This is a genomic window from Amycolatopsis sp. NPDC057786 (assembly GCF_042797905.1).
Taxonomy (GTDB): domain Bacteria; phylum Actinomycetota; class Actinomycetes; order Mycobacteriales; family Pseudonocardiaceae; genus Amycolatopsis.
The window spans coordinates 136543-150036 of sequence record NZ_JBHVKW010000003.1; the positions used below are offsets into that span (position 1 = coordinate 136543).

Below are 13494 nucleotides of genomic sequence, written 5' to 3' on the forward strand. Positions count from 1 at the left end.
TGTTCTGCTTCGGGAAAGAGCTTCGCGGTGAACCGCCGGTGTCCACTTCGGGCAGACGGCCAGTGCTGATCACTCGCGCATCGGCCGATCGGCCGACCCGGCTCGGGCCGGTCGGCCAAGGTGCGGACGGCGGCCGATCCTCTACCGTCACGGTGTGACAGCAGGTCCGGCCCAGAACAAGTTCCCCGCGCGGGTGAGTGCGCTCGCGCGACGTATCGGCATGCCCGCCGTCGTCCTGCTGGCCGCGCTCGCGTTCGACCTGGTCTTCGTGACCGACGCCGCCTTCGACGACACAGGCCCGCGCGGGATCGATCTTCTGCTCTTCCCCGGCATCTTCGCGATGGTGTTCTGCGCGCTCTGGGCACAGAAACGGGCCGCCGTCGCCGCCGTCGCGGCCTCGGTCGTGCTGGTGGCGTACACGCTGGTCGTCCGGTATTTCGACATCCCGACCTATTCGAGCGTGCTCGCCCACCTGTCCATCACCGAGGTGGTGGCGGGGGTCGAGGTCCTGTTCTACGCCGCGCGCCGGACGCGGCCGGGTGTCGCGTTCGCCGTGATCACCGGCCTGGTGCTCGCCACCCTGACCGCGGTGTCCGGCCGGTACTACTCCGGCAGCGAGTCGAACGGCACCATGGCGCAGGCGATGCTGTTCGGCGGACTCCTGCTGGGCGGCACACTGCTCTTCGCGATCCCCGGACGCGACCGGACGGCGCATCCGAAGAACTACGAGAAGCTGCAGAAGCTCAACAAGCTGGTGATGGGCCAATGGCCGCTCATCGGCCTGCTGGGCGTCGCGCTGATCCTGGAGTTCGGCTTCACCTACGAGAGCGGGGCACACGGCTTCCCCATCCTGGTCTGCTCGATCGTCGCGGCGATCATCGCGATCGCGGCGCCACGGCGGCCGGCCGACGCGATGGTCGCGCTCACCGCGGTCATGCTGCTTTCGGCGCTGGTGACACCGTTCCTCCGGCTCCGTTACGACTACCCGACCCCCGGCGGCGTGCCGGGCACGCAGGTCGTGGCGGGGATGGGCCTGGTGGTCACGCTGGTCCGGGCGGTCGGGCTGAGCAAGGCCGCGTCCCGGATCGCCGGGCTGTCGATGGTGGTCGCGGTGGCCGCCATCCTGAACACCAAACGGCCGACGCCCCGGCTGATGACCGACCCGGACGACATCGCCGGCCTCGTCGTCGCCGCGCTGCTGCTGCTCGGTATCTCGGTGGCGATCGGCCTGGCGCTGCGGTCACGGGATTCGGAACGCACGCAGGTGATCCAGTCGGCGATCAGCGACGCGCAGACGTCGGAGCGGATGGCGCTGGCGCGGGAACTGCACGACGTCGTCGCCCACCACGTCACCGGGATCGTCGTGCAGGCGCAGGCGGCGAAGATGATGGGCGAGAAGAATCCGCAGGTCGCGGTCGAGGCGATGGGCCGGATCGAGGACGCCGGGGTGGAGGCGCTCGCGGCGATGCGGCGGCTCGTGCGAAGTATGCGCGGTGACGCCCCGGCCGGGAGCAGCGAGTTCAGCGAACAGGCCACCACCGATCTCGCCGCCGATCTGCGGACGCTGATCGAACGGTCCAACCACGGCGTGAAGACGTCGATGAAGCTCGAACTGCCGCCGAACGTGCCGCACGAGGTCGGGCGATCGGCGTTGCGGCTGGTGCAGGAGTCGCTGACGAACATCGGCAAGCACGCGTCCGGCGCGAAGGAGGCGCTGGTCATCGCCGAGGTGAAGGAGAACGAACTGCACCTCCAGGTGACCGACGACGGGCGAGAGACACAGGGCCGTCCGGCCGGCGGGTCGGGCGGCTACGGTCTGATCGGCATGCGCGAACGGGTCGCCCTGTTGCACGGCCGGCTCTCCGCCGGACGGGCGCCGGGCGGCGGATGGCGCGTCGAAGCGTGGCTACCACTTGAAGGAGAAGAGTGATCCGGGTACTGATCGCCGACGACCAGGACATGGTGCGGATCGGCTTCCGGATGATCCTGGACGCGCAGGACGACATCGAGGTGGTCGCCGACGTACCGGACGGCGTCTCGGCGGTCGCGAAGGCGCGCGAACTGCGGCCGGACGTCTGCCTGCTGGACATCCGCATGCCGGGGATCGACGGTCTCGAGGTCACCAAGCAGCTGGCGGGCCCGGACGTCGCCGATCCGCTGAAGGTCGTGGTGGTCACGACGTTCGACCTCGACGAGTACGTGCACACCGCGCTGCGGAACGGCGCGAGCGGGTTCCTGCTGAAGGACGCCGGGCCCGCGCTGCTGATCGAAGCCGTGCGGGCGGCCGCGCGCGGGGACGCGCTGGTGTCGCCGCAGATCACCGTCCGGCTGCTGAAGCATTTCGACGGCGGAGCGGTGAAACGCGACGTCACCCCGCCTTCGGAGCCGTTGACCGCGCGAGAGCTGGATGTGGTCAAGGCGGCCGCGAAGGGGCTGACGAACACCGAGATCGGGGCCGAGCTGTTCCTGTCGCTGTCCACGGTGAAGACGCATCTGGCGTCCGTGCAGGGCAAGGTCGGCGCGCGGAACCGGGTGGAGATCGCGGCTTGGGCGTGGCGGAGCGGCGTCGTGGACTGAAAGTAAGCTCCCTTCATGCAACGCCGTTTCCACGCTCCTGTCGTTCTCCCCGCCGACCCCGCTTGCTCGTTGCTGCGTGACGCCGTGGTCGACGTGGACGAGACGGGCCGCGTCACCCATGTCGGTCCCCTGACCGGGGCCCCCGAAACGTCCGCTCCCGTGACCCGGTTGAGCGGCATCCTCCTGCCCGGTCTGATCAACGCGCACGCGCACAGCCCGATGACGCTGCTGCGCGGGATGGGCGGCGACCTGCCGCTGCTGCCGTGGCTGACAGAGATCATCTGGCCTGCCGAGGCGAAGCTGGAGCCCGCCGACATCCGCACCGGCATGACGCTGGGTTCGATCGAGATGCTGCGGCACGGCGTCACGACCAGCGCGGAGATGTACTTCGAAGGCGAGCAGCTCGCCGACGCGGTGCTCGCCACCGGTGGCCGGGTGGTGCTGGGTCCGCCGATCATGGAACTGCCGGGGATGGATTGGCGCGCGATGCTGAAGAGCATCGAACGCTGGATCGACACCGACGGTCTCCGGTTCGGGCCCGGCGACCGGATCGAGGTCGGCTACGGGCCGCACTCGGCGTACATGCTGAACGAGGAAGCGCTGCGGGCGACCGCGGAATCGGCGGCCGAGCGTGGCGCGCTGGTGCAGATCCACGTGGCCGAGGCGGCGCTCGAAGACGTCAAGCAGCGTGAAGCGCACGGTTCGGTGCCCGCGCTGCTGGAGAAGGTCGGGATGCTGCGGGGCCGGACGCTGGCCGCGCACGCGATCCACCTGTCCGACGAGGACATCGCGTTGTTCGCCGCGCGCGGCGTCGGGATGGCGCACTGTCCCGGATCGAACGCGAAGCTCGCCTCGGGCATCGCCCGGGTGACGGAGCTGCGGAAGGCGGGCGTCGCCGTCGGGCTCGGCACCGACGGCCCGGCGTCGAACGACGACATCGATCTGTGGGAGGAATTGCAGCTCTCGGCGATGTTCGCGCGGCTCGCGACCGGTGACTCGACCGTGCTGACCGCGGCGGACGCGTTCCTGCTCGGCACCCGCGGCGGCGCGGACGCGCTGGGCCGGACCGACATCGGCGCGCTGGAAACCGGCCGGTGGGCGGACATGGTGCACGTCGACCTCGACGACCCGGCCTTCGCGACCGGCATCGACGTGCCCGACACGCAACTGCTCGCGAACCTGGTGTGGGCCGCGGGCTCGCGCCGCGTTCGTGACGTGTGGGTGGCGGGCGAGCAGGTCGTCGGCGACGGCGAACCCCTGCGGGTGGACCGCGCGAAGGTGCAGGCGGAAGTCGCCCACACCTCCGCGCGCCTGCGCTCTTAACTCACTTACGCAGCCCCCCACCCGTCCCAGGGGGCGGCCCCGAGGCCAGTCTATCGGGGGTGGCCGGGCAGGCCCCGGGAAAAGTGCTGGTCAGGGGCTGGTTGTCCACAACGGTGAGGGGCTGTGGACAACTGGGGCGCGCGGCCAATGTGGCATGGGGGACGTTGAGTGGCCCCGGTGCCACATTGGGCGCAAGGCACGGGCCGGCGGCGAAGAGAGCGGGTTCCCAATGTCGCATTTGGGGCGCTGAGCGTCTCGAATGCGACATTGGGAACCTCCGGGAACGCGAGGGTCAGACCAGGCCGCGCGGCCGGAGGATCACCTCGGTCGGGTGCGCGTCACCGGTGGCGGAGACCGCGGCGAGGACGGCGGCCGCGACGGATTCGGGGCGCAGGAAGCGTTCCGGTTCGTACGCGCGGCCCTCGTCGGCGACGATCGCCTGCTGCATTTCGGTGTCCGTACGGCCGGGGTAGATCGACGTCACCCGGAGCGCGGACTCCTCCTCGCGCAGCGAGTCGGCGAAAGCCCGGACGGCGAACTTGCTCGCGGCGTACGGGCCCCAGCCCGGCCGCGCGTTCTGCCCGGCGCCCGAGTTGATCACGACGACGTGCCCCTTCGAAGCACGCAGCGCGGGCAGCAACAGCCTGGTCAGCGTGACGACGCCGAGGACGTTGACCTCGAAGTTCGCCCGCCAGTCGGCGTCGGTCGCGGTCTCGACGGTGCCGAGCCGCGCCACGCCCGCCGAGTGCACCAGCACGTCCAGCTCGCCGATTTCGGCCGTCGCCGTCTCCAGTGTCTCCGTGTCGGTCAGGTCGATCGGCCACGGCTTCGCCTCGGGCAGTGTGCCCGCCAGTTCGCCGAGCGCGTCGGCGTCGCGGCCGCCGAGCAGCAACCGGTGGGTCGGGGCGAGCGCGCGGGCGGCCGCGGCACCGATACCGCGGGTGGCGCCGGTGACGAGAGCCAAGGGGAGATCAGCCATGACGCCACGCTAGTACGGCGGTCTCGCGGGCTCGAAAGCGTATCTCGCGTGATTGGAAGGCGAACTCGCGTGATTGGAGGCGTAACTCGCGTGATCAGGGGGCGCACACGACGGGAGGCGTCGCCACCCTCGGGAAACGCACGGAACCGCGGGTGAAGGAACCGGTGAGGTTGTCCGCGAAGCGGCCGAACGTCAGGGGAGCCCGCACCGACGCGTCGATCGCCACGAGAGCCGGGCAGTCGAGGGCCGCTCGGGCGGCGGCGACGTCCTCGCCGCGGACCGGGCCGCCCTCGGCGATCGGGAGCCGCGCCGAATTCGCCAGCTCCCACACCGGGGGCAGCCATTTCTGGTGGCCGGGGCGGCCGCCGGGGAGCGACGTCGAATGCGCGGCGAACGGGTTGGCGAGGCCGTAACCGTCGCGCAGCCGCATGTCGAGCGGGATCAGCAGGCCGAGCGCGCCCATGCTGTCCGCCGCTACGGTCACGTACGGCCGGTCCGACGGGTACGCGTACCAGCGCCTGGTCGCGTAGTCCTGGATCAGCACCGCCGGACCTTCCACGCCCCGGACGGCCGCCAGCGCCGACGGCATCAGCGGGTGACCGGCGTAGTCCTCCGCCAGGATCGGATGTTCGTGCCCGGTCGACCGCGACCAGAACGCTCGCTCGTCCGTGACACCCACGGCGCGCGGAGACGCCGAGTACGCCGGACGAAGCGACGCGGCGGCCACGAACGCCCAGATCCCGATGGCGACCAGAAGCGACACGGTCACCCTCGTCACCGGCAGGGCCAGCACCGGCAGGAGCAGGCAGAACAGCGCCGGGAGCAGCATGCGCCCGTGCATGAAATCCCCGCCGACCCGGATCACGTACCCCGCGAGCAGCACCGCTCCGGCCACCGGAACCGCGGTGAGCACCACGAAGGTCTTGTCCATAGTGGACGAGACCGTGACGACCGCGGCGGCGAGCAGCAGCAGCGGGAGCCACAGCCAGTACGGCTGGACAAGGTCGGCGAGGTACGCCCATCCACGGGCCCAGTTCGCCTCCGAAGCCTCCTTGACCAGCGCGGTGTTCGGCGTCAGCAGACCGTAGTAGCCCATCCGGAACACCTGATACGCCAACGGAAGCGCGGCAGCCACGGCCATCAGGCCCACGATGCGGCGACGTTTCGGCCGCGCGAGGACGAGCAACGCCACCAGGGCGACGGCACTGAACAGCGCGAGATCGGGCCGCACCAACGGCCCCAGGCCGGCGACGAGCGCGACCGGCCAGGTGCGCAGATCGTCCATTGTGGACGTTCGGCGGACGAGCAGCCACCAGGTGCCGCCCAGCCACAAGGTGATCAGCCCGGTTTCGAGCCCGGACGTCGCGAAGTCGCGGAACGGCGGCAGCGCGCAGATCACCAGCGCCCCGGCGGGCGCGAGTCCATGGAACGCCAGCGGCTGATAGAGCCGCCGCGCGCCGTCCAGGCCGAAGAACAACCCGGCGACCGAGAAGACCAGCCCGGTGACCACGGAGACCCACTCCAGCGGCACCCCCGGGATCAGCCCGAGCACACTCAGCACGGCCGTCCACAAAGGACTCGTGTTGGTCTCGACCCGCTCGCCGACGTTGAACACCGGCCCGTTGCCCGCGAGGATCTGCCGGACCGTCCGCAGCACGATCAGCCCGTCGTCGCTCATCCAGCGGCGGCGCCAGGCCAGGTCGGCGTAGACCATCAACACCAGGCCGAACCCGAACCAAGTCCAGGTCGACGGCCTCAGGTACCAGGCGCGCGAAGGCCAGTCGGGCGTGTTCTCACCCGTCGTCGTGTTCGTCTGCGTCATGGCCCCGCCCGCCTCGGTTGCGTGCGCAGGAGATCAGGTCCGCGACCCGCGAGTCAAACCGCGCGGCCGGACAGGCAGGACTGTGGCCATTTCCTCCCTTCCATGGCCAGCCGCGCGGTGACCGCGAAGCCCGCCTGCCCCAGCAACTCCGCGACGCGGCCGGGATCCAGCAGGTAGGCGTCGTAGGTGACCGGGTGGCCGTACGCCGTCTCCGGGCTCAGCCGCTCGTCTCCGACATGGAACCCGAGCAGCACCTGCCCACCGGGCACGAGCGTGCGGCGGAACTCCGCGAACACCGCCGGGAGCTCCTCCGGTGGCAGGTGGAAGATCGACCACCAGGCGACGAGACCGCCCAGCTCGCCGTCCGGGAAATCCAACGCGGTCATCGAGCCGACCGAAAACCGCTGGTCGGGATACTGACGACGAGCGATCTCGACCATCTTCGGCGACAAGTCGACACCGACGACGTCGAGGCCGAGCGACGCCAGGTGCGCGGTGACGTGGCCGGGACCGCAGCCGACGTCGGCGACCGGGCCGCGCACCTGTTCGGCGAACGCGGCGAGCATCGCGCGGCTGATCGGCTCCTGGTCGAAGAGCGGTCCGATCCGCGCCGCGTAGTCCTCGGCGACGGTGTCGTAGGACTCGCGGGTGGCGTCGAGATGGGAAGTCACGGTGAGCGACGTTAGCGGCAACCACCGACAATTCACGGATCGATCAGCCCGGCGTCCCTGGTCAGATCCTCCGGTGCCGACGGCGAGGCCACCGGCGTGCAGCCGGTCGCGGGGTCCGCCGCCGAGTCGGTGCCGTCGTGATGCGCGGCGCCGGACTTCGTCAGCCGACGCGAGCCGACGTCGAAGCACACCTGATACGAGCCCGGAACCACCCGTTCGAAGGCGTACCGCCCGTCCGGCCCCGTCACGGTCGAGCCCGCCTCCTTGCCGGAAGCGTCCTTCAGCGTCACCTTCACATCCGGGACGCCGAGCTCGTCGCGGCTCTGGAGGCCGTCCTTGTCCTTGTCCAGCCACACGAAGTCGCCCAGCCTGCTCCCCGGCGCGACGAGACCTGCGGCGAGTGTCAGGTCGATCCGTTTGCGAGGGCCGACGGTAGTGGTCGCGGTGCAGCCGGTCGCCGGGTCGGCGTCCGAATCCTTCGCGTCGTCGCCCGCGTCCTTCGCCGTGTACGTGAAGGGAAGCCCGGCGATGTCGAAGCAGACCTGGTAGATGCCGTCTTTCAGCTTGGTGAAGCGGTATTTGCCGTCGGCGCCGGTGCTGAGCGTCCCGAGCGCCGTGCCCGACGCGTCCTTCAAAGTCACCTTCACGCCTTGAACGCCCGGCTCCCCCGAGTCCTGCAGGCCGTCGCGGTCGAGGTCGTTCCAGACGAACTCGCCGATCTCGTCGATCGCGGGCGGCGGGGTGACCTTGATGGTCGTGGTCGCGGTCTTCTTCGGCAACGTTCCGCTGGAGACGGTCGCGGTGCTGACGTGGCCGTTGTCCGCTTCGGTGACGTTCTTGTGGTCACACGTGACGGTCGCGGACTTGCCGGCTTCCAGGGTCGCGATCGGGACGGGTTGGACGTCGCAGTACGGGTCTTCGACCTTGATGGCGGTCAGCGTCGTGGTGCCGTCGTTGGTGACCGTGAAGCGGTAGTTCGCGGTGGTGCCCGCCTCGAGGGTGGCCGTGGCGCCCCAGGCGCCGCTCGCCGGATCCCGCACCTCCGCCTTCGCCGAGAACGAGTCGACCCGCAGGTGGACGCAGTCCCACATGATCCAGTTGCGGTCGGTGGCGGCGAAGAACTTCACCGAACCGGCCGACGGCGGGGCGATCGACGGCGGGAAGTCCTGCCGGGCCAGTTTGCCATCGGCCTCGACCGCGTGCACGACCTTGAGTTTGTTCTCCAGGACGACCTTGCCGGACCCGTCGTAGAACCGCAGCCCGGTCTCCTGGACGGCGTCCCCGCGCCGGAGGTTGACGTCGTTCGTGCCGGTCCAGTCGGTCAGGGTGTAGACGGCGCCGGGCACGAACTTCATCGCCGCGTAGGCGGTGCTGACCATGTTGTCCGGCGTCGAGATCAGGGCGTATTTGCCGCCGTCGGGCTGGTAGCCGCCGGCCGTCGACAGGCGGGGCTGCTTGCTCCTCGGCGTTCCGGGAGGCACCGGGGCGGCCGGGTTGAACGTGTAGCCGACGGGCGGGCTGCCCTGCTCGACGCTCGGGTTCGGCGCGGCGCCGCCGGTGCAGCCGGACGGGACGGTCGCGGCCCGCGCGGACGCGGGCAGGAGACCCGCCACGAGTGCGCCTGCCGTCATGAACACCAGTGCCCTTTTCACAGGGCTGAAGCTAATGAGCGCGGCAGGGTTCCGTAATCACCGAACGGTGTCGTCCGGCGCCCCGATCAGGCAGAACAAGTCTCGCCGAGAGTGATCGGGGCGCCGGAGGCGGCTACTTGACGCCGATGCGGCCGACCTGGCCCCAGCGACCCTTCTTCCACACCGAAACGATCGACGGCCGCGGCTGCGAAGTGCCGCCGTCCGGCCAGTGCGACACCGGGCTGCCGGAGTTCGGCGCGTCCTCACCGGGGTGCTGGACCGCGACGAGCACCAGGTGATCGGTCACGACCGGGCCACAGGCCTCACCGCCGTTCGGCACGGTGAGGAACTGCTTGACCTGACCGCGCTGGGGCCCGGTTACCGGGACCGAGAACAGGCCGTCGTTCGAGCCGAGCGCGTTGCCGTCGGTGGAGATCCACAGGTTCCCGTGCCGGTCGAACGCGACGTTGTCCGGGCAGGAGATCGGGCTGACCTGGTCCTTCGGGAAGCCGCCGAAGTAGGTGTCCGCCGTCTTCGGGTCACCGCAGACGAGCAGCAGCCGCCAGGAGAACTTCGTCGACGCGGCGTCACCGCCGTCCTCTTCCCACTCCAGGATGTGGCCGTTGCGGTTGTTCGGCCGCGGGTTCGCCTCGTCGACGTTCGCCTTGCCGGCGGGGCCACGCTGGCTGTTGTTGGTCAGCGCCGCGTAGATCCGGCCGTTGACCGGGTTCGGCTCGATGTCCTCGGGACGGTCCATCTTGGTCGGCTGGACCTTGTCCGCGGCTTCGCGGGTGAAGACGTAGACCTCTTCGGCGGTGAAACCGTCCACAAAGGACTTGTCACCGGCGGCCAGCGGGATCCACTCGCCGACACCGTCGAATTCGCCGTCGGAAGGCAGCTTGCCGGTGCCGTCGATTTCGGCGGCCGGGCTGTCGCCGGTGAACCGGCCGACGTACAGCGTGCCGTCGTCGAGCAGCGCCGAGTTGTGGCGACGCGCGTGCGCGCTCTTGCCCGGCTTGTACTTGCCCTTGGAAACGAACTTGTAGATGTACTCGAAGCGCTCGTCGTCACCCGAGTAGACGGCGACGCGGCCGTCCTTGGTGATCTTGACGTTCGCGGCCTCGTGCTTGAACCGGCCGAGCGCGGTGTGCTTGATCGGCGTCGAGTTCGGGTCGTTCGGGTCGATCTCGACGACCCAGCCGAAGCGGTTGGCCTCGTTGGGCTCCTGCGCGAGGTCCCAGCGCTTGTCGAACCGCTCCCACTTGCGGGTGCTTTCGGTGCCGGAGAAGCCGTAACGCTTCAGGCGGGCCGCCGCGACCGGGTCGGTGACCTTGGCCGCGTTGGCGAAGTACTGGTTGACGTTCTCCTCGCCGGAAAGCACGGTGCCCCACGGGGTCACGCCGCCGGCGCAGTTGTTCTGCGTGCCGAAGACCTTGCGGCCGGTCGGGTCCGCGGAGGTCTTGAGGTACTTCGAACCGGCGGCCGGGCCGCGCACCTCGAACGGGGTGTTCAGCGTGATGCGGCGGTTGAACGGGCTCGGCGTCACGCGCAGGGCGCCACCGATCGGGTCACGGAAGGCCTGGACGACCGAAAGGCCGTGCGCGGCCCACGCGATCTTGACCTGCTCCTCGGTCGGGTTCTTCGGGTCGTACTGGTCGACCGGGAACATGTGGACCTCGGTGGTGTACTCGTGGTTCACCACCATGAGGTTGCGGATGCCCAGCGGATCCTGCGGGATCAGGCCGACGAAGTCGCAGTTGTAGCCGAACTGCTTCGCCTGCGCGGCCGCGGTCTGCTTGTGGAAGTCGAACTTCGGCGCGCCCCACTCGACGGCGTCGCCCCAGCCGATGACGACGCGCTGCTCGTACCCCTCGGGGATGGTGACCGCGTCGAGCGTGTTCGGCGGCACCGCTTCGAAGTCGGTGCCGGGCACCGGACGTCCGGGGCGGCCCGGCTTGCCGTGACCCGCGGCGGAAACATCAGCCGGGGTCTCGGCGGCGGCCGTGCCGGACAGCGCGGCGAAACCGCCGGCGGCCGCGGCCATCACGGCGCTCGCCTTCAGCGCGCCACGGCGGGACACCATGTTCTTGACGACGTCGCCGAAGTACTCGTTGTCCGACGTGTTCGGCTCGGGGTGGGCGCACGCGTTGCCGCAGCGGTACTCGCAGGTGACCGCGGAGCGGCCACCGGGGTGGGAGGTGATCAACGGCAGCAGCCGCTGAGGCTCGAAGGACACAGGGCCTCCATGGTCGCGGTGGGTACACGTAGTCCAGTCGGGGGAACGTCGTGACGGTAAGCGACCAAAACGATCCAGCTCTGGCCAGAAGATGAACAGCGCGCGAACGAGCGATGGCGCGCTGCCGAGCCGGACAGCGCGCCATCGACCAAAAGTACTGCTAGATCGTTGCTTTTCGACTAAGAACCGATGTCCGCCAGGCCATGCCTGCCGGGTTTCCACACCGTCACCACCGAGGGGCGTGGCTGGGTTTCGCCGCCGTCCGGCCAATGGGAGGCCGGTTTGTCGGCGTTCGCGCCGTCCACTTCACCCGGATGCTGGACACAGACCGTGACGATCTTCCGGTCGACGATCGGGCCGCAGGTCTCCGCGCCGCGGGGCACGGTGAGGAACAGCTTGAGCTCCCCGCGGTTGCGGCCTTCGAGCGGTACGGAGTAGAGGCCGTCGTTGATGCCGAGGGCGCCCGCCGAGTCGGTGGAGATCCAGAGGTTGCCGTGCCGGTCGAAGGCGACGTTGTCCGGGCTGGAGATCGGTGAGACCTGATCCTTGGGGAAGCCGGCGAAGTAGGTGTCCGGGAAGGCCGGGTCGCCGCACACGAGGAACAGCCGCCAACTGAAGGTCAGCGCGAGCGCGTCCCCGCGACGCTCTTCGAGCTCCAGCACTTGACCGTGCTTGTTGTTCAGCCGCGGGTTGGGCTCGGTCGCGCCTTCCTTGCCGGGGTTGCCGCGCTCGACGTTGTTGCTGAGCGCGCAGTAGATCCGGCCGGTGTGCGGATGCGCCTGGATGTCCTCCGGGCGGTCCATCTTGGTGGCACCCACCTTGTCGGCGGCCTCGCGCGTGAAGACGTAGACCTCTTCGGCGGTCATTCCGTCCACAAAGGACTTGTTACCCGAAGCCAGCGGGATCCACTCGCCGCCGCCGTCGAATTCGCCGTCGCTCGGCAGTTTCCCGGTGCCGTCGATCTCGGACGGCGGGCTGTCACCGGTGAACCGGCCGACGTACAGGGTGCCGTCGTCGAGCAGGGTCATGTTGTGCCGCCGGGCGTGCGCGCTGTCGCCCGGCTTCATCCGGCCCTTCGAGATGAACTTGTAGATGTACTCGAAGCGCTCGTCGTCACCGGAGTAGGCGACCACCCGGCCGTCCTTGGCGACGCGGATGTTCGCCGTCTCGTGCTTGAACCGGCCCAGATGCGTGTGCTTGACCGGGGTGCTGTCCGGATCGTTCGGGTCCAGCTCGATCACCCAGCCGAAGCGGTGGGCCTCGTTCGGTTCCCTGGCGATGTCCCAGCGCGCGTCGAACCGCTCCCACTTGCGGGTGGTCGCGGTGCCCCTGATGCCGTAGCGCGCGTAGCGCTTGCGCTTGACGGGGTCGGCCACCGTGTCCGCGTTGCCGAAGTACTGGTTGATGTTCTCCTCGCCGGACAGGATCGTGCCCCACGGCGTGACGCCGCCCGCGCAGTTGTTCATCGTGCCCAGCACGACCGTGCCGGTGGGATCGGCGGCCGTCTTGAGCAGGTCGCTTCCCGCCGCGGGTCCCGTCACCTTGAACGGCGTGTGCAGGGTGATCCGCCGGTTGTAGCGGGACATCTTCGGCCGCAGGTGCCCGGTGTCGCGTCCGCGCGACACCTGGACGACGGTCAGCCCGTGGGCCGCCCACGCGATCTTGACCTGTTCCTCGGTCGGGTTGTCCCGGTCGTAACCGCGGAACATGAACTCTTCCGAGGTGTACTCGTGGTTCGTGACCAGGAGCGCGGAGAGCCCCCAGTGGTCGAGCGGCAGCAGCGCGGCGAAGTCGCAGTTGTAGCCGAACTGTTTCGCCTGCGCCTCGGCGGTCTGGTGGTCGAAGTCGAACTCCGGCGCGCCGGGCAGCACCGCGTCACCCCAGCGGATCACGATGCCCTGCTCATAACCCTCCGGCACCACGACGGCGTCGAGCGTGTTCGGCTGGACCCGCTCGTAGTCGGTGCCGGGTGGCGGTTTCGGACGGCCCTCGGGGGCCGCGGAGGCGGGCCCGGCGAGCGCGAGCGGCGTACCAGCGGCCAGCGCGACGACGGCGGTCGCCTTCAACGCGCCGCGGCGGCTCACCGCGCCGAGCACGTCGGCGAAGGTGTGGTTGTCCGAGGTGTTCGGCGCGTCGTGGAAGCACGCGTCGCCACAGCGGTAGGTACAGGTCACTGACGCCCGGCTTGGTGAGTGGCCGGCCAGCAACGGAAGGAACTTCACGCGGACCTCCGGTCAGGCAGTTCGGGAGGTCGA

The 13494-nt window shown here is 69.7% G+C and carries 9 protein-coding genes; 3 read left to right on the forward strand and 6 right to left on the reverse strand.

What is annotated here, in order from left to right; translation table 11 throughout:
• Window positions 1–154 precede the first annotated feature (154 nt).
• Genes ACFVM3_RS03630 through ACFVM3_RS03640 form a run of 3 tightly spaced genes read left to right on the forward strand, consistent with a single transcriptional unit; the run spans window position 155 to window position 3900 of the window.
• On the forward strand, window positions 155–1930 hold the full coding sequence (locus ACFVM3_RS03630; RefSeq protein WP_378435200.1) for a sensor histidine kinase: 1776 nt from the start codon (window positions 155–157) through the stop codon (window positions 1928–1930).
• Window positions 1927–2577, forward strand: a complete 651-nt coding sequence (locus ACFVM3_RS03635; RefSeq protein WP_034314268.1) for a response regulator transcription factor — start codon at window positions 1927–1929, stop codon at window positions 2575–2577. Before ACFVM3_RS03630 ends, ACFVM3_RS03635 begins: the two co-directional genes overlap by 4 nt.
• A 15-nt stretch (window positions 2578–2592) precedes the next feature.
• The gene (locus ACFVM3_RS03640; protein WP_378435202.1) at window positions 2593–3900 is read left to right on the forward strand and encodes an amidohydrolase family protein; all 1308 of its coding nucleotides are present in this window, start codon (window positions 2593–2595) and stop codon (window positions 3898–3900) included.
• A gap of 292 nt (window positions 3901–4192) precedes the next feature.
• On the opposite strand, the gene ACFVM3_RS03645 is transcribed toward ACFVM3_RS03640, so the two are convergent.
• From ACFVM3_RS03645 to ACFVM3_RS03670, 6 genes are all read right to left on the reverse strand, one after another.
• Entirely contained in the window at window positions 4193–4879 is a 687-nt protein-coding gene (locus ACFVM3_RS03645) for an SDR family oxidoreductase (RefSeq protein WP_378435204.1), read from the reverse strand.
• A gap of 94 nt (window positions 4880–4973) precedes the next feature.
• Complete coding sequence (locus tag ACFVM3_RS03650) at window positions 4974–6701, reverse strand: hypothetical protein (RefSeq protein ID WP_378435206.1); 1728 nt, start codon at window positions 6699–6701, stop codon at window positions 4974–4976.
• A 53-nt stretch (window positions 6702–6754) separates the two neighbouring features.
• Window positions 6755–7372, reverse strand: coding sequence for a class I SAM-dependent methyltransferase (locus ACFVM3_RS03655; protein WP_378435208.1), 618 nt, complete (start codon window positions 7370–7372; stop codon window positions 6755–6757).
• A gap of 32 nt (window positions 7373–7404) precedes the next feature.
• Window positions 7405–9009 carry an SdrD B-like domain-containing protein gene (locus tag ACFVM3_RS03660; RefSeq protein ID WP_378435368.1) on the reverse strand — a complete coding sequence of 535 codons (1605 nt, stop codon included), beginning with the start codon at window positions 9007–9009 and terminating at the stop codon, window positions 7405–7407.
• A 127-nt stretch (window positions 9010–9136) separates the two neighbouring features.
• Complete coding sequence (locus ACFVM3_RS03665) at window positions 9137–11239, reverse strand: PhoX family protein (protein ID WP_378435210.1); 2103 nt, start codon at window positions 11237–11239, stop codon at window positions 9137–9139.
• 179 nt (window positions 11240–11418) lie between these two features.
• Window positions 11419–13461 (reverse strand): PhoX family protein, encoded by a 2043-nt coding sequence (locus ACFVM3_RS03670; protein WP_378435212.1) that lies wholly within the window; start codon window positions 13459–13461, stop codon window positions 11419–11421.
• Window positions 13462–13494: the final 33 nt, after the last annotated feature.